The organism is Lentzea sp. CA-135723 (assembly GCF_050936595.1).
Taxonomy (GTDB): Bacteria; Actinomycetota; Actinomycetes; order Mycobacteriales; family Pseudonocardiaceae; genus Lentzea.
The window spans coordinates 703,557-724,756 of the sequence record NZ_JBNJMK010000002.1 but is presented as its reverse complement, the minus strand read 5'-3'; the positions used below and the strand labels follow the sequence as shown (position 1 = coordinate 724,756).

The 21,200-nt window shown below is 71.6% G+C and carries 8 protein-coding genes; 1 reads left to right on the top strand and 7 read right to left on the bottom strand.

All coding sequences use genetic code 11. The features are described from left to right. Nucleotides 1-475 precede the first annotated feature (475 nt). The 4 genes from ACQEU1_RS39245 to mppP all read right to left on the bottom strand — a co-directional run bounded on the left by ACQEU1_RS39245 (nt 476) and on the right by mppP (nt 4,709). Nucleotides 476-1,483, bottom strand: coding sequence for an SAM-dependent methyltransferase (locus ACQEU1_RS39245; protein ID WP_433213893.1), 1,008 nt, complete (start codon nt 1,481-1,483; stop codon nt 476-478). Between the two features lie 105 nt (nt 1,484-1,588). After that, nucleotides 1,589-2,389 carry an enduracididine biosynthesis enzyme MppR gene (gene mppR / locus ACQEU1_RS39240; RefSeq protein ID WP_433213890.1) on the bottom strand — a complete coding sequence of 267 codons (801 nt, stop codon included), beginning with the start codon at nt 2,387-2,389 and terminating at the stop codon, nt 1,589-1,591. Next, the gene (locus tag ACQEU1_RS39235) at nt 2,386-3,579 is read right to left on the bottom strand and encodes an aminotransferase class I/II-fold pyridoxal phosphate-dependent enzyme (protein ID WP_433213887.1); all 1,194 of its coding nucleotides are present in this window, start codon (nt 3,577-3,579) and stop codon (nt 2,386-2,388) included. Before ACQEU1_RS39235 ends, mppR begins: the two co-directional genes overlap by 4 nt. Continuing rightward, entirely contained in the window at nt 3,576-4,709 is a 1,134-nt protein-coding gene (gene mppP / locus ACQEU1_RS39230; protein WP_433213884.1) for an enduracididine biosynthesis enzyme MppP, read from the bottom strand. The genes ACQEU1_RS39235 and mppP overlap by 4 nt, the downstream gene beginning before the upstream one ends. Nucleotides 4,710-5,037: 328 nt before the next feature. On the opposite strand from mppP, the gene ACQEU1_RS39225 reads away from it, so the two are divergent. Further along, nucleotides 5,038-6,552, top strand: a complete 1,515-nt coding sequence (locus ACQEU1_RS39225; protein ID WP_433213881.1) for a glycosyltransferase family 39 protein — start codon at nt 5,038-5,040, stop codon at nt 6,550-6,552. Nucleotides 6,553-6,612: 60 nt separating this feature from the next. On the opposite strand, the gene ACQEU1_RS39220 is transcribed toward ACQEU1_RS39225, so the two are convergent. From ACQEU1_RS39220 to ACQEU1_RS39210, 3 genes are read right to left on the bottom strand one after another with little or no spacing between them, the layout of a single operon-like run. After that, nucleotides 6,613-7,884 carry an MFS transporter gene (locus tag ACQEU1_RS39220; protein ID WP_433213878.1) on the bottom strand — a complete coding sequence of 424 codons (1,272 nt, stop codon included), beginning with the start codon at nt 7,882-7,884 and terminating at the stop codon, nt 6,613-6,615. 14 nt (nt 7,885-7,898) lie between these two features. Further along, entirely contained in the window at nt 7,899-9,089 is a 1,191-nt protein-coding gene (locus ACQEU1_RS39215) for a serine hydrolase domain-containing protein (RefSeq protein WP_433217003.1), read from the bottom strand. Then, a complete protein-coding gene (locus ACQEU1_RS39210; protein WP_433213875.1) occupies nt 9,089-21,193 on the bottom strand; it encodes an amino acid adenylation domain-containing protein in 12,105 nt (4,034 codons plus the stop codon). The genes ACQEU1_RS39215 and ACQEU1_RS39210 overlap by 1 nt, the downstream gene beginning before the upstream one ends. Nucleotides 21,194-21,200: the final 7 nt, after the last annotated feature.

Genomic DNA, 21,200 nt, shown 5'->3' with positions numbered 1-21,200 from the left:
CCAAGCGGCGCACGGGGTTGAACCAGGTTTCAGGCGGGTCAGCACCTACCTCCACCGCTTTCGGACATATCGGGGCGCGTCAGCGGGAAGCGCTCCTCGACAACTAGAGAGTCGGCCAAATCCTCAGCTCAGCCCGCTCCCATCCTTGGGTAGCCCGCCCGAAGCCGGGCCCTACGAAAAACGATCTCGTGCAAGTCCCCGGCTCCGAGGGTCACGAAGTGCTCTCCCGTCATCTTCAGCCCGTCGGCCTTGGCGTGGTCGATGCAGCAGAACTCGGCAAGATCGCGAAGGAGGGCTTCCGCAGGGTCTGAGCTGCGAAAGCCCTCTGGCTGTCGGGCGACAGGATTTGACCGCGCCTCGACCCGCGGTCGTGGAACGACTTGGTGGCGCGCTCCAGCCTGATCGTCCGGGGCAGCATGCAGCGCACCCGACCGGATAGCGGAGTCGACAGCTCGAAGTTTCGGCCGGTTGCCGCTCAGCTCAGCTCGAAGATCACGGACGCGGTGGGGATCTCCATGCGGTGCATCTTGTCCAGGTGCCAGCCTGCCTCGCCGAAGACGCCCAGCCACTCGTCGATGGTGGGCATGTAGGTGGCCATCATGTCGTGGCCTACCTCGAAGCCCAGGGTGAAGACCGGCTTGTCGGCGTCGTCCATGCCTACTGTGCGGGTGGCGTCGCCCAGCAGGAACTTGCGCACGTTCGGGAACAGGGCGCGCAGGTTGCGCAGGTTGCGGACGCAGTTGTCGCGGGGCCAGAAGTCGTGGCCCATCATGAAGCAGGTCAGCAGCTCTACCTTTTCGTACTGCGGCTTCGCGCTCAGGTTGCGGGCGTCGTCCAGGGCGAACGAGATGCGGTCCGACAGGCCGGCCTCGGCGACCGCGGTGGCGGCGAAGTCCAGTGCTCCCTGGGCGATGTCGATGCCCAGGCCGGTGGTTCCTTCGAAGCGCTGGACTATCTGGATGAGGCGGGCGGCGCTGCCGCTGCCCAGGTCGGCCACGTGGGTGAACTTGAAGTCGATTCCGTTCATCACCTGCCAGAAGGTCGGGTCCCAGAACCGGCCGTTGATCTCTCGGCAGGCGAAGCTGATCGCGCCGGCGTCGCGCTGGTAGAAGTCCTCTCCCTTCCGGTTCTCGTTGCGCAGCACGGAAGGCATTTCGGTGAAGAGGCCGGAGCAGCCCCGGGCCAGCCAGTGGAAGATCGACCGGTACTTCTCCACCTCCTCGAAGTTCGGGCCCACCCAGACCAGGGCGTCCTCCCGGTGCACCGCCTTCACGCTGGCGAGGGCGGCGAACATGCCCACGGTGGAGGCGGGGTCGAGGTTCTTGCGGGTCGCGAACTCGATGGCGTCCAGCTTGCCGTGCTCGTTCAGTTCGTCGAGGGCGCCCAGTTCCCAGGCGGCGCTGATGGCCCACGACGCGAGTGTCGAGTTGTAGATCTCGGCAGCGCTGAGAAGGCGCTGCGTTTCCAGGAGTTCGGCGGTCACGATGTGCCCCAGTCGTTTGTGGAGGAATTCAGCTGATCTCGAGAGTGGCGCGACCGCGTGCCGGCCACCAGATTCTTCGCGCCACGGGAAAACGGGCTGGTCGCCTCATGAACTGAGCGGGCGGCCGCCGTGAAGTGTTTCGGCGTAGGAGAAGTAGTGCCCCTGTCCCACGCTCACCGGGGCCAGCAGGCCCAGGTCCGCCAGGTCGGCGGGCAGCTCGTCGAACAGGGTCAGCTCGGCGTCTCCCGACCACACCGGCGAGAACTCGACACCGTCCACTGCGGAAGCGACCAGCTGTGAGACCGCCACCTCGCCTGGCAGCCAGGGTGGAGTGACTCTGTTGTGCGCCAGCGGAACGGTGTGCAGGTGCGGCGGCTCGGCTGCCTGGGAGCGCAGGGTGACGGCGGCCTCGGCTACCCGGCGGCCCAGCACGGACACCGAACCCGCGAACCGTCCGCCGGGCGCGATCCGCGGTCCGGCCCGGCCAACGGAGGCCGGCCGGGTCTGGTGGATCTCGCCGAACTGCTTGGGCATCCCCTGCAGCCAGCCACGGACCAGGGGCACCGCGCGGTCCACCCAGGCGTACGGGCACCTGGCCAGCCGCTCCCCCTCGAACTCGCAGGCCAGCAGGATCAGGAACTCGCCGAACTGCCCGCGGTGCGGGTCCTCCAGTTCGGCGCCGTCGTCCGAGGTCCACTGCCACTGCGCGAACACCGCGGCCGCCGCGCCGGGGTCAGGGCCGGGCGACAGCTCCGGTGGCAGGAACGCGGCGGCGGCCTCCGGGCTCACCCGGTAGTCCACCATCAGGACGTCACCGGAGAAGTGCCACGGCGGCGGGGTGAGCATCGCGGATCTGCCGGACGGCGACAGCGGCAGGCTGTAGCCCCACGGCGCTCGGTCGGTCATGACGTCCCCTTCCACGCGGCGGCCAGCCTGGTGACGGCGGCACGCAGCGACGACGGTGGGTTGAAGCTGTACGACACGCGCACGGCGGGTACCTCGGTCCGGCCGAACCGGGAGCCGGCGGCGACCACCACGCCGGCGGCCATCGCCTTGTCCAGCAACGAGGTCTCGTCCTGTTCCGCGAGAAGCCACAGGAAGAAGCCACCCTGCGGCAGCCGCACCTCGACGACTCCTGGCAGTTCCTCGGTGATCGCCTCGTACAACGCGTCGCGCCGCTCGCGCAGCCGGACGCGCAACCAGTCGAGGTGCCGGTCGAACCCGTTGTCGCGCAACAGGGTCGCCACAGCCAGCGAACAGAGGTGGTTGGCGCTGCCACCGCTGAGCAGCAGGCCGTGGGCGGCGAACCGGTCGGTGATCTCCCGGTCGGCCTGCATCCACCCCAGCCGCAGTCCGGGGCCGAGGACCTTGGAGACGGTCCGCAGCCGCACCACCCCGCGCTGACCTGCCAGCGAGGCCAGCGACGGCGGCGCGCCGGTGCCGTCCAGGTCCAGTTCGGCGTAGGCGTCGTCCTCGACCAGCAGCACCCCGTGGCGGGCGGCCACCTCCAGCACCTCGGTCCTGCGCCGCAACGACATGACCGTGCCGGTCGGGTTGTGGAAGGTCGGGGTGAGCACGACGAACGCCACCCGCCCCGCGGCGGCGCGCAACGCCTCGTCCAACGCTGCGGGCACCATGCCGTCGGAATCGGTTGCCACCGAACGCAAAGCGAGACCGCAGTCGCGCAGCACGGCCCATCCGAAGTCGTACCCGGTCCGCTCGACCAGCACCTGCTGCCCCGGCCTGGCGAGGCTCGTGCCGAGCAGGTGCAGGCCGTGGGAACTTCCCGCGGTGACGAGGATGTTCTCCGGGCCGCAAGGCAGTCCGTCGAGCGCGGCGGTGCGCTCGGCGACCGCTTGCCGGAACGGCAGCGCGCCCCGGTTCTCGCCGTAGCTCAGGGCCGCCGCGCCGAACTCCTCCGCCGTCCTGGCGTAGGCCTCGCCGATCAGGTCCACCGGCAGCAGACCTGGTTCCAGGTAACCGGGTCCGAGATCCACGGCCCCCGGCGGGGGCACCGCCTGGACGGTGCCCGCGCGCCAGTGCCGGTCGTGCGAGGACGGTCCGGCGCTGTCCCGCGAGGAGAGCTGGAGGCTCATCCCGTCAGCAACACGTCGCGCAGCGCTTCCGCCGCACCTCGAACCGCCGACTCGGACCGGGAGAGGGCGATGCGCAGCAGGTGATCGCCCTCGTGCGGGCGGGCCCAGTGGAACTTCTGGCAGGGCAGCACGAACACGTTGAAGTCCTGCACCCGCGACCACACTTCGAGGCCCAGCCGATCGCCGACGTGCAGGCGTTCCACGCTGGCCCTGCTGTGGATGTCGGGAAAGCTGACGCCCGGCACGTCGGCGAGGACGGACCGCAACGTGGCCCGGTTGCGCGCGATGAACCGGTGCAGCTCACCGAGACCACCGCCTGCGGCGTCCTCGGAGAACCGCCGGATCATGCCCATGATCACCGGGGAGACGCCGAGCAGGATGTCCGAGTAGATCTCGTCGACGGGCAGGCCGACGTGCTCGGAGGACACCAGGAAGCCGATCTTCAGCTCCTGGGTGGGCCACAGCTTGCCGGTGTCCTCGATGACCACCCAGCGGCAGCCGCTGTCGCGCAGGATCGCGTAGTGGTCGTAGTGGGCGTCGGTGTCGAAGCCGCGGAACGAGGTGTCCAGGGTCAGCACCACGTCGTGCTCGGCGCACTGCTCGGCCAGCCGCCGCAGCCGGTCGGCGGGCAGCACCCGGCCGGTGGGGTTGTTCGGCGTCGTCACGAAGACGCAGCCGACCTCGGAGAGCAGCTCGGCGGGCAGGTCGCCCGCGTGCAGCACCTCCTCCTCCACCGGCACCAGCCGCAGGCCGACGCCCCGCAGGATGTCCGGGATGTTGTCGAACGTCGGGTGGATCAGGCCGATGGCCTCGGCCCTCGTCGCCAGCGACCGCGCGAAGATCTCCATCGCGACCGAGGAGGAGTAGCAGCTCAGCACCCTGTCGGACGGGAAGCTGTGCTGGCCGAGCAGCTCGAAGTAGGCCTGCTTGGCGGAGGTCTCCACCTCCTCGACCGGCAGCTTGACGGCCTCCTCCCACAGGACGGGCAGGTCGTCGATGATCCGGATCTGGCCTGGTGTGAGGTCCTGGCGGGCGTGGCCGTCCGACAGGTTGAGCGGGCTGTTGAGCGCCAGGTACTCGAACTGGGTCAGGTTGCCCAGCTGGGCTGAAGAACTCACGGTCGTCGTCATGGTCTGTTCACAAGCACCTTTGGGATAGGCGACAGATCAAGCTGCTTGGAGCCCGGTGCTCGAAAGGACGTGCATTCCCCCGCGCCCGCCGAACTCACCGCCGGCACAGATGTCCGCCGGGATAGGACGACGCAAACGCTAACAGCCCGGATTCCCTTTGCCAGCAGGGAAAAGGCCGGGACGGACCGTTCGCGGCGGACTCACCTGGAAGCTTTCCCGTGCAGTCAACCTGCACCGGTGGAACTTGAACCACCAGCGAACTTCCTTACCTGGCAGCAACTCGCCTGGAGACACTGGCCTTCGCGGACTACGGGATGAAGTGGGGACGATGTCGATCGCAGAGGAAATGACCGAGGTGGCCACGCCGCCACCTGCCGCACCGGTGGTGCGCTGGCCCGTGCTGGTCGCGGCGGGCGGTGCGATGACCGCGCTGCTGCTGGTGCTGGCTCCCCGGCACGGCTACTACCTCGACGAGCTGTACTTCCGGGTGGCCGGGCGCCACCTGGACTGGGGGTACGAGGACCAGCCGCCGTTGGTGGCGCTGCTGGCCGCGGTGCAGACAGCCCTGTTCGGTGACACCGTCACCGCGCTGCGCGTCGTGCCCGCACTGCTGGCCGGCATCGGTGTCGTCGTCGCCGGGCTGATCGCACGGGAGATGGGCGGCGGCGGGGCGGCGCAACTGCTCGCGGCGGCCGCGGCCGGAGGCGCGATGAGCTCCCTCGCGGCCGGGCACACCCTGCACCCGACGGCCGTCGACCACCTGGTGTGGCTGACCGTCTGCTGGTTGCTGATCCGGCTCGTCCGCACGGGGAACTCGCGGCTGTGGCTCGCGATCGGGCTGGTCACCGGAATCGGCCTGCAGTCGAAGAACCTGGTGGTGCTGCTGGTGCTGGGCCTGCTCGGTGGCCTGCTGCTCACCCCCGGCCGGGCACTGCTGCGGGACAGGTTCCTCGTGCTCGGCGTCCTGCTCGGGCTGGCGATCGCCGCGCCCGCGCTGGTGTGGCAGGCAACGCACGGGTGGCCGCAGTTCACCGTGGCAGGAGAGCTGTCCGGTTCGCCGGACGTGAACACGGCGATCAGCTTCGTCATCGGCCAGTTCCTGTTCGGCGGCCTGCTGCTGGCCCCGGTGTGGATCGGTGGTCTGGTGGCACTGCTGCGCCGCCCGGACTGGCGTCCTTACCGGGCGATCGGCCTGGCCTACCTGCTGATCGTCGTCGCGCTGCTGGCGCTGGGCGGCTTCCCCCGCTACAACGAGGGCATCCTCGTGGCGCTCGTGGCGATCGGCTCGGTGCCCGCGGCCCGGTGGGCGCGCACCCGGTCGAAGCAGACGATCCTGGTGGTCGCGGTGGTCGCCAACGCGGTGCTGAACGCGCTCGTGGTGCTGCCGATCCTGCCCGTCCAGTCCTATTTGGACAACCCGGTGCTGGCAGGGCTCGGTGGTGAGGTGCAGACCGGGCAGACCGGTGCGGAGGAGCTGGCGAACCAGGTGGCCGTCGTTTACCGGGACCTCTCGGAGGACGACCAGCGGAAGACGGTCGTCTACGGTCACGACTACAGCCAGGCCGGCGCGGTGGACAGGTACGGCGCCGGGCTGCCCAGGGCCTACAGCGGCAACAACTCCTACGCCGGCTTCGGCGTCCCGGGAGACGACAAGACCCTGGTGATCGCGGTCGGCGTCGACAAGGCCTCGTTCAGCGACCTGTTCACCAGCTGCGAGGTCCGCGGCAAGCTGACCTTCGCGTTGCCGAACATCAACCAGGACAAGGAGATCCTGGTGTGCGGCGGGCGCAAGGAGACCTGGGCGGCGACCTGGAGGAAGCTCCACTGGACCGGCACCTTCTGACCTGCCGGACGCCAACGGCCCTGCTGCACGGAGCAGCAGGGCCGTTGGCTTTGCCGAGGTTCAGGCGGACACCGGCTCGGCCTCGGAGGGCTTGGCGGCGGGGAACCGGCGCAGCACCGGGCTGGCGGTGGAGGCGAGCGCCACCACCAGAAGCCCTGCCGCGCAGACGAGAACGGCCTTGCGCCCGTCACCGAGACCGGCCAGCAGGAAAGCGCCGATCATGGGCCCGAACGCGGCGGCGGCACCGGACGCCAGAGCGGCCAGGCCGGACAGCCGGCCACGGAGCTCGTCCGGTGTCGCGGTGATCTGGTAGGTCATCACCACGGTGTTGGCCACCGGCGCGAAGAACGCGGCGACTCCGAGGACCGCACCGAGCGGGAGGCCGGTCGGGACCACGGCCATGAGGGCGACCGCGGCGGGCAGGATCCAGCTGAAGCCGAGCACCACCACGGACGGCTTCAGCACGTCGTGCAGCCAGCCCGCCGCCATCGCGCCGGCGATGCCGCCAAGGCCGAAGGAAGCCATCATCAGTCCGATCTCGCCCGGCCCGACCTCGTCCTCGTTGGACATCGTGAGGATGATGATCAGCAGTGCCGAGAAGACCATGTTGGCGACGACCGCCCACGCCATGGTGGTGCGGATGACCCGGTGGCCCAGCATCCACCGCACCCCCTCGGCGAACTGCCCGCCGAAACCGGCCTGGGGCCTGGGCTCACCGGCCGGCTCGGCGCCGGCACCACCGCGGGGAAGTCGCAGGAACAGCATGGTGGCCAGGGAGATCGTCAGGATGACGGCGTTCGCCAGGAACGGGCTGATCGGGTTCAGCGCGAACAGGTAGCCTGCCGCGACCGGGCCGAGCAGCATCGCCACGAAGGGGCGGGCCGCGTTGCGGGCGACGGCGTTGGACAGCTGCGACTCGGGCACCACGGTCGGCAGCGCCGCGTGCTCGGCCGGCTGGAACACCGACCCGAGCACGCCTTCGACCACGGCGACGGCCAGCAGGTGCCCGAACGTGTAGGAGTCCAGGTACAGCGCGGCCGCCAGGCTGGAGATGGCCAGTGCGCGCAACGCCTGGCAGATCAGCATGATCTTCTTGCGGTCCCACCGATCCGCCAGCACCCCGGCGGGCGCGACGGCGGCGGTCATGGCGACCGCGAGGACCGAGGACGCCAGGCCCATCTGCAGCGGGGACCCGGCCATCGACAAGATGAGCAGCGGGAACGCTATCAGCGTCAGCTCCGCGGCGAACTCGGAGAACAGCTGGCCCGTCCAGAGGATGGTGTAGTTCCTGTTCCTGGACAGCGGGACGTCCGGTGCGGCACCGTCCGACATCGATTCGTTCCTCTCTAGAGCTTGCGGGACAGGCGCCCGGAGATCTGCACGTGCGTGACGGCGTCGCCGGGCCCGGTGACGAAGCGGCCGGTGTAGGCCATCCGGGCCGAGGTCAGCTCCTCGGCCACGAACCGGTGTCCGGAGAAGCAGGTGAGAGCGGCGTAGGGCCGGCCGTCCAGTGCCAGCGCCAGGCCTCCACCGGAGGTGGTGGTGACGTCGAGGACCAGGCCGCCGTTGACGTACCGCCCCGGCGCCGCGGCGGGCGGCGGCACCGGGTCACCGGCGCCGGGCAGGCTGGAGAACGGGTGGTCGCCCACCACCATCCCCCGGCCCGCCAGGCGTTCCAGCACCGACCGCCACAACGCCGGGCCGGTGCTGGCGTTCGCGGTGAGCACGACCGCGTCCCCGGTGACCGGGTCGAACCTCACGTGCGCGGAGGTGCCGTCGCCCGTGCCGTCGTGGCCCCACCACGTCTGGTAGCGGGCCCAGCCGAGGCCCCACCCGTCGGCCAGCCCGAACGGCCCGACGGCCATCCCGGCCACCTGGTCGTCGCACATCCGCGCCGAGTCCGCGTCCAGCAACGCCAGCACGTCCTCCGCGCTGAGGGCGAGTCCCCCGGCGGGTGCTTCGATCGCCGGTCCCGGCGGTCCGTCGAGCACCACCGTCCGGTGTCCACTCTGGACGCTGTGCCCGGCCACGACCTCGCGCCCGCCTGCTCCCGCGGTGAACGCGGGGACGACGCCCGAGGGCTCCAGCACGATCGTGCTCACCGCGTCCGCCCAGCTCATCCCGGTGATCACCTCGACCAGGTGGCCCGCCAGCACGTACCCGGGGTTGGAGTAGGAGAACTGGGCGCCGGGCGGGAACGCCTCCTCGTCGAAGCGTGCCGCCCAGCGTGCCCTGGTGAGGTTCTCGTGCTCCTCGCGCAGGGTGGCGGGCAGTCCGGCGGTGTGGCTGAGGAGCCCGCGCGGCGTCCTGCTCCGGTGCAGCGGACCGAGCTGCTCCTCCAGCGACTCGTCCAGGTCGAGCTCCCCGTCCGCCACCAGGGCCATGACCGCCTTCGCGGTGACCGGCTTGGTGAGAGAGCCCAGCGGGAACGCCGCCCGCGAGGTCACCCCGGCCGCGGACGACTCGGTCGCACCACCGCGCCGGACCACCAGCTGGGCGGCCGGAACCCGGTGCCGCTCCGCGAGTTCCGCGAGCATCACGTGCCCTCCACCAGATCGTGCAGCACCCGCAGCACGTCGTCGGCGACGGCCTGCACGGTCTCGCGGCGATGGGTGTTCGCGGCGTAGTGCCAGAGCAAGCGCAACCGTCCGTTGTGGACAGCGCCGACCACCTCGACCAGCTGGGGCAGTTCCTCGTCCGGTGCGTGGTCGAGCCCGACCGGCTCGGCGACACCGGCGAACAGTGAACCGGTGTCCGTGCCGGACCGGCCGTCGACCTGGCCGTGGTAGTTGAACACCACCTGGGCACCGTTCCCCGCCGGTCCGTCCGGTGCGAGGTACCGGAGCGCGCCGTAGCCGAGTCCGTTGCCGGGGACGCGGCGCAACTGCCCGCGCACGTGCCGGACCAGCGCCGCGTGGTCCTCACCGGCGGCGACGGTCAGCGCCACCGGGAACTTGCCGGTGAACCAGCCGACGGTGGCCGACAGGTCCACCTCGTCGAACAGGTCCTCACGGCCGTGGCGTTCCAGGTCGACCAGCACCTGCTCCTCGCCCGTCCACCGGGCCAGTGCGGAGGCGAGCGCGGCCAGCACGATCGCGTCCACACCGCTGCGCAACCGGCCGGTGACCTTGCGGGTCAGCCGTTCGGTCGCCTCGGCGGTCAGCTCGGTGGAGATCACCTCGGCGGCGCCCGCCAGCGGCGGTAGCGCGCCGTCCACCGGCAGGGGCACCGGCGCGGGCAACGCCGCCCAGTACTCGCGTTCGGCGTCGAAGCCTCCCTGCAGCACGTGATCGCGCAGCCGGGTGGCCCAGTCGCGGTACGGACTGCTCGGCGGGGCGAGCTCCTGCCCGTCGTAGGCGAGGGACAGCTCCTCGAGGAGCACCTGCCAGGACACCGCGTCGATCACCAGGTGGTGCGCGGTGAGGAACAGCAACGGTTCGTCGCGCTCGAAGTGCAGCGCGGTGAACAACGGACCGTGCGCCAGGTCGAAGCTCTGCTCCGCTCGCACGGCGTGCTCGTGCACGACCGCCCGCAGCTCCGTCTCCGGTACCGCGCTCAGATCGTGCACCTCCAGCCGGAACCGCGCGGAGTCCGGGCGGTAGGTCTGCGTCCAGCCCGCCGGAATCCGGTCGAACCGCATGGCCAGGGCGTCGTGCCTGCTCGTCACCGCGTCCAGTGCGGCCCGCAGCCGTTCCGGGTTCACGTCCGGCCGCAGCCGGAGCAGGGTCGACTGGGTGAAGTGCCCTGGCCGCAACGGATGCGTGGCGAAGAACTCGTGCTGGATCGGGGTCAGCGGCACCTCGGCCGGCCCGGTCCGCACCGGTGCGATCTCCTTCTCGAGCACCGACACCACCTGGGCCAGCTCGGCGATCGTCTGGTTCAGGAACAGGTCCCTGGAGGTGAACCGCAGCCCGGCCCGCCTCGCCCGCGACGCCAGCTGGATGCTGAGGATGGAGTCACCGCCGAGCGCGAAGAAGTTGTCCCGCACACCGATCTGGTCCGCGCCGACCCGCAGCACTCCTGCCCACAGCCCGGCCAGTGCCTCCTCGATGCCGGTGCTCGGCGCTACCCGGCCGGCGGTGTCGAACGCAGCCCCCAGGTCAGGATCGGGCAGCGCACGTCGATCCACCTTGCCGTTCGGTGTCAACGGCACCTCGGTCATCGGCACGAACACCGAGGGGATGAGGTGTGCGGGCAGCCGTTCGGACAGGTGGGCGCGCAACAGCTGCCCGTCGACCGGTGGCTGGACGTGAGCCACCAGCCGGTCCTCGTGCACGACGACCACGGCTCGGCGCACGTCGGCGTGCTGTTCCAGGACCACCTCGACCTCGCCGGGCTCAATGCGGAAACCGCGGAACTTCACCTGGTCGTCCGTGCGGCCCAGGTGGTCGAGGCGACCGTCGGCGGTCCACCGCACCCGGTCGCCGGTGCGGTACATCCGCTCCCCCGGCTCGCCGAAGGGCGAGGCCACGAACCGTTCCGCGGTGAGCGCGGGCCTGCCGTGGTAGCCGCGAGCCAACTGGACACCGGCGATGTGGAGCTCACCGGGCACCCCCGGTGCGACCGGCCGCAGCCGTTCGTCCAGCACGTACAACCGGTTGCCGGGCAACGGTGGTCCGATGAGCACGCGCTCCGCCCCGTGCTCGGTCTCCGCGTGCGTGACGCCGATGGCGGCCTCGGTGGGGCCGTACTCGTTGTACAACGGCGTTTCCAGCACCTCGATCGCCTGGTCCCGCAGATCGGCGGGCAACGGCTCGCCACCGACGAACACCCGCCGCAGCGAGCTGCCGGTGTGCGGCTCCTCGACGAACGCGCGCAGCATGGCCGGCACGAACTGGACGGTGGTGATCTGTTCCCGTTCGACCACCTGGGCCAGGTACTCCGGATCCCTGTCCCCGCCCGGTGCCGCGAGCACCAGCACGCCGCCCGCGACGAGCGGCTGGAAGAACTCCCACACCGAGGCGTCGAAGCTCGCCGAGGTCTTCTGCAGCACCCGGTCCTCGGGACCGAACCCGTAGTGCCGCGCCGCCCAGGCCAGCCGGTGCGCGATACCCCGGTGGGTCATCAGCACGCCTTTGGGCCGGCCGGTGGAGCCCGAGGTGTAGATGACGTAGGCGAGGTTGTCCGGCCGCACCTCTGGCAGGTCCACCCGCACCGGCTGGCGGTCCTCGTCGAGCGACACGACGGTGCGGCCCGTGAACCTGTCCATCTCCTCGGCGGTGGCCAGCACCAGCGCGGCACCGGAGTCGTCGATCACGTAGTCGAGCCGGTCGGCCGGGTAGCCGGGGTCGAGCGGCAGGTAGGCGCCTCCGGCGTGGAGGACGGCGAGCATGCCGACGACGAGGCCGGGGCCTCGCTGCGCGCACACGCCGACAACGGTGTCCGGGCCGACGCCGAGCTCCACCAGGTGGGTCGCCAGGGCGATGGCCCGGTGGTGCAGCTCCCGGTGGCTCAGTTCGTTCGTCTCCCAGCACAGCGCCGGGCGGTCCGAAGTGGACTGAGCGGCCAGCAGACCGACGAGCGTGACGTCGGTGACGACCGGCGCGGCCGCCGTCCAGTCGCGCAGGACCAGGTCCCGCACGTGCTCCGGCAACGTCGGCGCGGTCCGCAGCGGCTGGTCCGGTGCCGCGACGGCCTGCTGGAAGACCACGGCGAGCTCGGCCAGCAACTCCTGCGCGGTGCCCTGGTCGAACAGGGCCGTGCTGTAACCGAGACCGCCGAGCAGCCTGCCGTCGCGTTCGATGAAGTCGAACATCAGGTCGTGACCGACCTCGTCGGCGACGAAGCCGAGCTCCTCCACCTCCAGTCCCGGGAAGACGGCCGGGCCGCCCGGCGCGTTCTGCAGCACCACCATGGTCTCCACCACCGGGGTGCGGCTCGGGTCCCGCCCGGCTCCGGTCGCGTCCACGAGCAGCTCGAACGGCACCTCGGCGGCGAAGGCCTCCAGCACCGTGGCCCGCACCCGGCCCAGGTGGTCCGCGAACGACCCGCTCTCGTCCACTGTGGAACGCAGCGGCACGGTGTTGACGAAGAAGCCGACCACGTCCTCGATCTCGGCCCGGTCACGGCCGGAGGTCGCGGTGCCGACCGTCACCGCGTTCTGACCACTGCGCCGGGCGAGCAACAGCTGCACGCCGGCGATCAGGATCATGAACAGGGTGGCGTCGTGGGCGCGAGCCAGTTCCTTCAGCCCGGCCAGGACGTCGGCGCGCAGGTCCAGCCTGACCATCGCCCCCGCGGACGACCGCACGGCCGGTCGCGGGCGGTCGGCGGGCAGGTCCAGCGGTTCCTGACCGCCCAGCCGTTCGCGCCACACGCCGAGCCGGCGGCTCAGTTCGGCACCACCGAGCTCGCGCTGCTGCCAGACCGCGTAGTCGGCGTACTGCAGGCCGCGCGGTTCGGCGTCGGGCTCCTCACCGCGTGCGGCCGCGGCGTAGAACTCCGAGAGCTGGGCGGTGAGCAGACCCATCGACCAGCCGTCCGTGGCGATGTGGTGCATCACCAGCGCGACAACGTGATCACCGTGGCCGAGCCGGACCAGCAGGAGCCTCAGCAACGGCCCGGTGCGCAGGTCGAACGGCTCGGAGGCGGCCTCCCGCATCGCCTCGTCCAGCAGCCGCGCCTGCTCGTCACCGTCCGATGTGGACAGATCAAGCCGGGTGAACGGCAGGGGCATCTCGGGTCGCGGCACCTGGTGCGCCACGCCGTCCTCGGTGTCGAAGACCGTTCGCAACGACTCGTTGCGGCGCACCAGGCCGGCCACCGCCCGGTGCAGCGCCTCGGTGTCGAGGGATCCGGTCAGCCGCAGTGCCAGCACGGTGTTGTACTCGGCGCTGTCCGGCGCGAAGTCGTGCAGGAACCACATGCGGCGCTGGGTGTGCGACAGCGGCAGCGCCCGGGACCGGTCGGCCGGGGTGATGAGCGCCGGCGCCGCCGCGGTGTCCAGCGCCGTCACGGCGGCGGCGAAGGCACCGGCCGTCGGAGCGTCGAACAGCAGCCGCGGTGAGGGCGCGACGCCGAGCCGGGCGCGGACCCTGGACACCACCCGGATGCCCAGGACGGAGTCACCGCCCAGGTCGAAGAAGTCGTCGAGCACGCCGACCCGGTGCACGCCCAGCACCTCCCGCCAGATCTCGGCGATCACCTGTTCGGCGGTGGTGCCCGGTGCCACGTAGGGCTTTCCGGTGTCGACCGCCAGGTCCGGACCGGGCAGGGACCGGCGGTCGACGATGCCGCTGGGCGTGTGCGGGAGCTCGTCGAGGACCACGAACGCGGTGGGCACCGCGGGAGCCGGCAGGACGTCGGCCAGGAAGGCGCGCAGCTCCGCGGAACCGGGCGCACCGGCGGCCGCGGGCACCAGGTAGCCGACCAGCCTCGCCACTCCGGCCGCGTCGGGCCGGACCGCCGCGGCCGCCCGCTCGACGCCGGGGTGACGGCCGAGCGCGGTCTCCACCTCGCCCAGTTCGACCCGGAAGCCCCGGATCTTGACCTGGTCGTCGGCCCTGCCCAGGTACTCGAGGTTGCCGTCGGCCCGCCGCCGCACCAGGTCGCCGGTGCGGTACATGCGGCCGCCGGGCACGAACGGGTCGTCCAGGAAGCGCTGCGCGGTGAGCTCCGGCCGGTTCAGGTACCCGCGGGAGACCCCGCCGCCACCGATGTAGCACTCACCGGCGACCCCGACCGGCACCGGCCGCCGCCGGTCGTCCAGGACGTAGATCCGGGTGTTCGCCATCGGCGTTCCAACGGGCACGAACGCGGACTCGCCGAGCGGGTCCGTGCCGAGCTGGAACGTGGTGGAGTCCACAGTGGTCTCGGTGGAGCCGTAGCAGTTGACGATCGCGGTGTCCGGGTGCAGCCCGGCGGACACCTCGACGGCGCTGTCGACGTGCCAGCCCTCGGAACCCACCATGAGGACCCGCAACGCCTCCGGTCTGGTGCCGCGCCAGCCGAACTCGGCCACGACCGCCCGTGCGAGCGACGGCACGGTGATCATGAGCTGCGCCCGGCTGTCCAGCAGCAGCCCCGCCAACGCCGCCGGGTCGTCCACCTGGTCGTCCGCGCAGATCACCATGCGGCCGCCGTGCAGGCAGGCCAGCACGAAGTCGGAGACGAACAGGTCGACCGACAGGCTGGAGACCGACAGCACGGTCGGTGCCAGCTCCCGGATGCCGTACCGGCGGTCCCAGGACTCGATCATGTGGTGGAGGTGCCGGTGCTCCACCATGACGCCCTTGGGGCGGCCGGTGGTGCCCGAGGTGTAGATGACGTACGCGAGGTCGTCGACCGCGCTTTCCCGCTGCGGCAGGGTGTCCGGGTAGCCGGCGAGATCGGTCCCGGCGAGGTCGATCTCACCGGGGTGGCCGCGCTCCCGGTCGGTGACGACGACGCCGAGCCCGGCGTCCTCGATCATCAGGCTCAGGCGCTCCGCCGGGTACGAGGGGTCCAGCGGAACGAACGCCGCCCCGGCCTTGAGCACGGCGAGCAGCGCCACCACCGCGTGCACGCTGCGCCCGGTGCACACGCCGACCAGGTCGCCGCGCCGGATCCCCTTGGCGGCCAGCAGGTTCGCCAGCCGCCCGGAGCGGCGGTCCAGTTCCGCGTAGCTGAGCTGTTCCTCCCGGTCGCTGACGGCGGGGAGGTCCGGGTGCAGCGCGGCGCGGGCGCTGAACCGGGTGTGGATCAGCTCGGGCGCCGGGAAGTCGGCGTCGGTGTCGTTCCAGCCCGTCAGGAGCCGGGCGGTCTCCTCCTCGCCGAGCACGGGCAGGTCGTCGACGGCGGTGCCGGGGTTCTCGGCGATGCCGCGCAGCACCGTGCCCAGGTGACCGGCGATCCGTTCGGCGGTGGCCTCGTCGAACAAGGCCGGGTCGTAGCCGATCGACAGGTGCAGCTCGCGGTCGGCGTACGCGGTGACGGTCAGCGCGTAGTTCGTGTGCTCCTCGCCCAGGTAGGTCCCGGCGCTCAGACCGAACCGGGCTGCGGCCTCGCTGTCGTAGGGGTAGTTCTCGAACACCACGAGGCTGTCGAACAGGTCGGTGCCACCGGGCACGTCGCTGACTCGCTGGATCCGGTTCAGGGCGACGTGTTCGTACTGCCGGGACTCGACCTGGGCGTGCTGCAGCTCCCGCAGCCAGTCGACGACGTCGGCGCGGCCGTCGAGCCGCACGCGCACCGGCACCGTGTTGAGGAACGGCCCGATGATCGACTCGACACCGGGCAGGTCACCGGGGCGACCGGCGACGGTGGCGCCGAAGCAGACGTCGCGCTCCCCCGCGTACCGCGCCAGCAGCACCGCCCACGCACCCTGGACCAGGGTGTTCACCGTGATCCTGGCCTGCCGCGCGGTGTCGTAGACCAGCTGGGAGTCCGCCTCGGACAGGCTGAGCCGGGTGTCCGTCGTGGTGCGGGAGCCGTGGGCCCTGGCCGGCGGCCGGTCGTAAGGCAACGGCGTGGGCACGGCGAAGCCCGCCATCACCCGGCGCCAGTACTCCTCGGCCTCCGCCGGGTCCCGGCCTGCCAGCCAGCCGACGTGGTCGCGGTACGGCCGCCGCCTGACCCTGGCGTCCGGCGTGCTGTGGCCGGTGCCGATGGCGTACTCCGTGAACACGTCGGAGAGCACCCCGGCGAAGCTCCAGCCGTCCACCATCATGTGGTGCACCGACCAGTAGAGCTGCACCGCGTCGCCGGTGAGCTGGACGAGGTGCACGCGCAGCAACGGCGCGGTGCCCAGCTCGACCTCGCCTGCCCGGATCTCGTCCCAGCGCCTGGCCAGTTCGGCGTCCTGTTCCGCCGGGGTGAGGGCGCGCAGGTCCTCGTGCCGGATCGGCAGGGTCGCCGACGCGTGCACGACCTGGACCGGTTCGGTCACGTCCTGCCAGCGCACCGAGGTGCGCAGCACCGGCGTCCGGTCGACGACCCGTTGCCACGCGGCCGCCAGTTCGTCCACATCGGACACACCGGTGAGGCGGAGGCCGAAATGGCCGGTGTACATGTCACGGCCCGCGCTCGCCAGCGAGTGGAAGAGCATGCCGGCCTGCGCGGGGCTCAACGGGTAGACGTCCTCGACGTCCGCGGCGGCGATCAGGTCCACCGCGGACTGGTCGAGCCGCGCCAGCGGGAAGTCCGAAGGCGTGCACCCGCGTGACGCCGGCAACGCGCAGTGCTCGACGATCTCCCGCAGCGCCGAGGCGAAGCGGTCCGCAAGGCGCCGGACGGTCGACTCGTGGTGAATCTGGCTCGCGTAGGTGAAGTGGAGGTCCAGCCGTCCGCAGGAGACCACGCTGTTGATCTCGATGAGCTGGGGCCTGACCTGGCCGGGGGCGCGTTCGGCCCCCTCGACGGGCAACCGGGTGCCGAAGAGACCCGAGTCCGCGCCCGCGTCGATCCTGCCCAGGTAGTTGAAGCTCACCTCCGGCGCCCGCTCGGCGGCGAGGCCTCCTCCGAGGTAGCGCAGGGCGCCGTAACCGATGCCGCTGCCGGGCACCGCTCGCAGCTGTTCCTTCACGGACTTCAGCACCTCGCCCCAACCGCCGCCGGGCAGCGTCAGCGAGACCGGGTAGAGGGTGGTGAACCAGCCGACGGTGGCGGACAGGTCGGCTCCGGGGAAGATCTCCTCCCGGCCGTGGCCCTCCAGGGCGATCTCGGCGACCCGGCCACCTGTCCACTCGGTCAGCGCGGTGCCGAGCGCGCTGAGCAACACGTCGTTGACCTGGGTGCGGTACGCCTTGGGCACGTCGCGGAGCAGCGCCTCGGTCTCGGCCTCGCCCAGCCGGACGACCACGGTCGCCGCGCCGGCGACGGTGTTGGCACCGGCGCGGTCCACCGGCAGCCGGACGCTCGACCCGACCGTCCGCCAGTGCTCCAGCTCCTCGTCGAACGCACCGGCCCGCACCTGGCCGGCGAGAGCGGCGGCGTACTCGGCGAACGAGGTCGTGCGGTTGCCGAGGTCGACCGGCAGTCCCGCGAGAGCCTGCCGGTAGGCCGCGTCCAGGTCGCCGAGCAGCACCCGCCACGACACACCGTCGACGACCAGGTGGTGGACGACCAGGTACAGCCGCTGACCGGTGCCCAGCCGGAACAACCGGCTGCGCACCAGCGGACCGGCCTCCAGCGGGAAGTCCAGCTGCGCCTTCTCGACCTCGGCGGCGACCTGCTCCACTGTGGACAGATCGACCACCTGGTGCGCGGCGGCGGCGAGCCGGTCGGGGTCGGCGTCCGCGGGGATCTCCAGACGCGGACCGCCGTCGTGCACCACGCGGGCGCGCAGCATGCCGTGCCGGTCGAACACCGCGGCCAGTGCGGTCAGCCACGCCCGCTCGTCCAGGTTCCCGGGGAGCTCGACGAGCACGGACTGGTTGAACCGGTCCGCGCTCGCGCCGAGCTCGCTGAAGAACCAGTGCTGGATCGGCAGCAGGGTGATCGCCCCGGTGGCTTCCCCGGTCGCCGCCCGGCCGGTGCCCAGAGGCACGGCGACAGCGGCGAGCTCGGCGATGGTCTGGTGCAGGAACGTCTGCTTGGGCGTGATCGTCCAGCCCGCGTCCCTGGCCCTCGCCACGACCTGCAGGCCGAGGATCGAATCCCCGCCCAGCTCGAAGAAGTTGTCGTGCACCCCTGCCTCCGGCACCCCGAGCAGGTCCGCCCAGATCCGGGCCAGCGCCTGCTCCGCGGGGGTGGCCGCGGCGACCAGGTCGCCGTTCTGCTGGACGACGGGCTCGGGCAGGGCGTCGCGGTCGACCTTGCCGTTCTGGTTGAGCGGCAACGATTCCAGGAACACGAACAGCGCGGGCACCATGTGCTCCGGCACCTGCTGCCGGACGTGGTCGCGCAGCCGGGTGACGTCCAGGTCGCCGACGACGTACGCCACCAGACGCGGAGAACCCTGCATGTCCGGCCGGACCGTCACCGCGGCGCCGTCCACCTCGGCGTGGCTCGCGATGACGTTCTCGATCTCGCCGGGTTCGATCCGGTAGCCGCGGATCTTCACCTGGTCGTCGGCTCGGCCGAGGAACTCGAGCTCTCCGGCGGCCGACCAGCGGGCCCGGTCGCCGGCGCGGTACATCCGGGTGCCGGGGGCACCGTACGGGTCGGCGACGAACCGTTCCGCGGTGAGGCCGTGCCGGCCGAGGTAGCCGCGGGCCAGCGCCGGGCCGGACAGGTAGACCTCGCCGGGCACTCCGGCGGGCACAGGGCGCAGCGCCGCGTCGAGCACCCGCACCGAGGTGCCGGCCAGCGGGCGGCCGATGGGCACGACCGGCCCGCCGGACAGGGGTTCGCTCATCGCGGCGCACACCGTGGCCTCGGTCGGGCCGTACGCGTTGATCATTCGCCGCCCGGCCGACCACGCGGGGACCAGCGCGGGCGGGCAGGCCTCACCGGCCACGACCAGCGTGGTCACGGTGGGCAGCGCCGCCGGGTCCAGCACCCGCAGCGCCGTCGGCGGCAGCGTGACGTGGGTGATCCGGTGCCTCGCCACCAGTTCGGCCAGCGGCTCCCCCGGCATCAGGTCACCGCCGTCCGCGACGACCAGGGTGGCTCCGTTGAACAAGGCCATGCCCAGCTCCGAGAAGGCGGCGTCGAAGCTCAGCGACGCGAACTGCAGCACCTTCGCGTCCCGCCGCACGGCGAACCTCTCGGCCTGCCCGCGGATCAGGCCGTGCACGCCGGCGTGCGTCACGACCACGCCCTTGGGACGCCCGGTGGAGCCGGACGTGTAGATCACGTACGCCGGGTGTTCCGGCCGCAGCTCCTCGTTGCGCACCGGGGCACCGGACAGCTTGCCGAGCGTGGCGATGACCTCGGGAGCACCGAAGGAGATCAGCCGCACCCCCTTGAGGATCTTGCTCATCCCGCCCCCGGCGATGGCCAGCACCGGGCGCGCGTCGCCGACCACGTACTCCAGGCGTTCCTTCGGGTACGCGGGATCCAGTGGCAGGTAGGCGGCACCGCTGCGCAGCACCGCGAGCACCGCGACGATCTGGCTCGCCGAGCGCGGCATCGCGACCGCGACGACCTTCTCCGGTCCGGCGCCGTGCATCATCAGGAAACGGGCCAGGCGGTTGACCTTCTCGTCCAGTTCGGCGTAGGTCAGCCTGGTGCCGCCGTACTCCAGCGCGGGCGCGTGCGGGGTCTCGGCCACCCTGGCGGCGAACAGCTCGCCGGCGGTGACCGGTTCCGCCGCGGCACCGGCGACCGGCCACCGCTCGACCATCCGGCGCCGCTCGTCCTCGTCCAAAATGGACAGATCAGCGATCCGCGTCGCGGGGGTAGCGGCGATCGCGGTCAACAGCGCGCTCAGGTGCCGTGTCATCCGGCGCGCGGTGGCGGGGTCGTACAGGTCGGCGTTGAAGGTGAGGAAGCCGGCGAGACCCGCGTCCTCGGGGAAGAAGTCGAAGGCCAGGTCCATCCCGGCCGTCAGCAACGGCGGGGTCACCTCCTCGACGCGCAGGCCGGGCAGCTCCAGGGACCCGGCCGGGGCGTTCTGCAGGTTCACCACGACCTCGGTCAGCGGCGACCTGCTCGGGTCGCGGTCGACCTTCAGCACGTCGAGGAGCCGCTGGAACGGCAGCTCGTCGTGCTCGAAGGCGTCCAGCACCGTGGAGCGGACCTCGGCCAGCAGTTCGGTGAACGTGCGTTCCTCGGCCATCCGGGAGCGCAGCACCACGGTGTTGACGAAGAAGCCGACGAGCCGCTCGGTCTCCACCCGGTTGCGGCCGGACCTGGCCGTGGCGACGGCCACGTCCTGACTGCCGCTGTACCGCGCCACCAGCAGCTGCACCGCGGCCACCAGGACCATGAAGAGCGTGGCCCGCTCCCCCGCCGCCAGCTCTCCCAGGCGCGTCGCGGTGTCCGCGTCCACCGCGAACCGGCAGGCGTCTCCCGCGGACGTGCGGACCGGCGGACGTCGCCGGTCCACCGGCAGGTCCACCGGACGCAGCCCGGCCAGCTGTCCCGCCCAGTACTCCTCGTCCGCGGCGAAGGAGCGATTCCGCTGCCACGCCGCGACATCCGCGTACTGCACGGTCGGGGCCGCCACCGCCTGACCGGCGTACCCGGAGGTCAGCTCGTCAGCGATCACGCCCATGGACCAGCCGTCGGTGAGGATGTGGTGCATGGTCAGCACCAGCACGTGGTCCTCAGTGGACAGTTCGGCCAGCAGGACGCGGAACGGAGCCGCCGCGCGGAGGTCGAACGGCGTGCGCGCCTCGGCGTCGAGGAGCTCGCCGAGTGCCTCCTCCTGGCTCTGGCCGGGGCGGGCTCGGCACGCCACGACCGGGAGCTCGACCTCGGTGGCCGGGCCGACGAGCTGGACGCCCTGACCGTCCACCGTGCCGAACCGCGTGCGCAACGGCTCGTGCCGGGCCACCAGGTCGGTGAGCGCACGGCGCAGTGCCGCGTGGTCGAGATCGCCGCGCAGCCGCAGCACCCGCATCGACAGGTGCTCGACGCTGCCGGGATCGACCTCGTGGAGGTACCAGAGCCGTTGCTGGGAGGGCGAGAGCGGGATCGGCTGGTCGCGCGGGACCCGCGGGATCTCGTCGGGGGTGCGGGGGCGCGGCGCCTCGCCGGCGAGCCGGCGCCGCAGCTCCTCTTGGACGTGCGCGGGCAGCGCGGCGATTCGCGCCGCGCGGGACGTCGAGGTGTCCACAACTCTC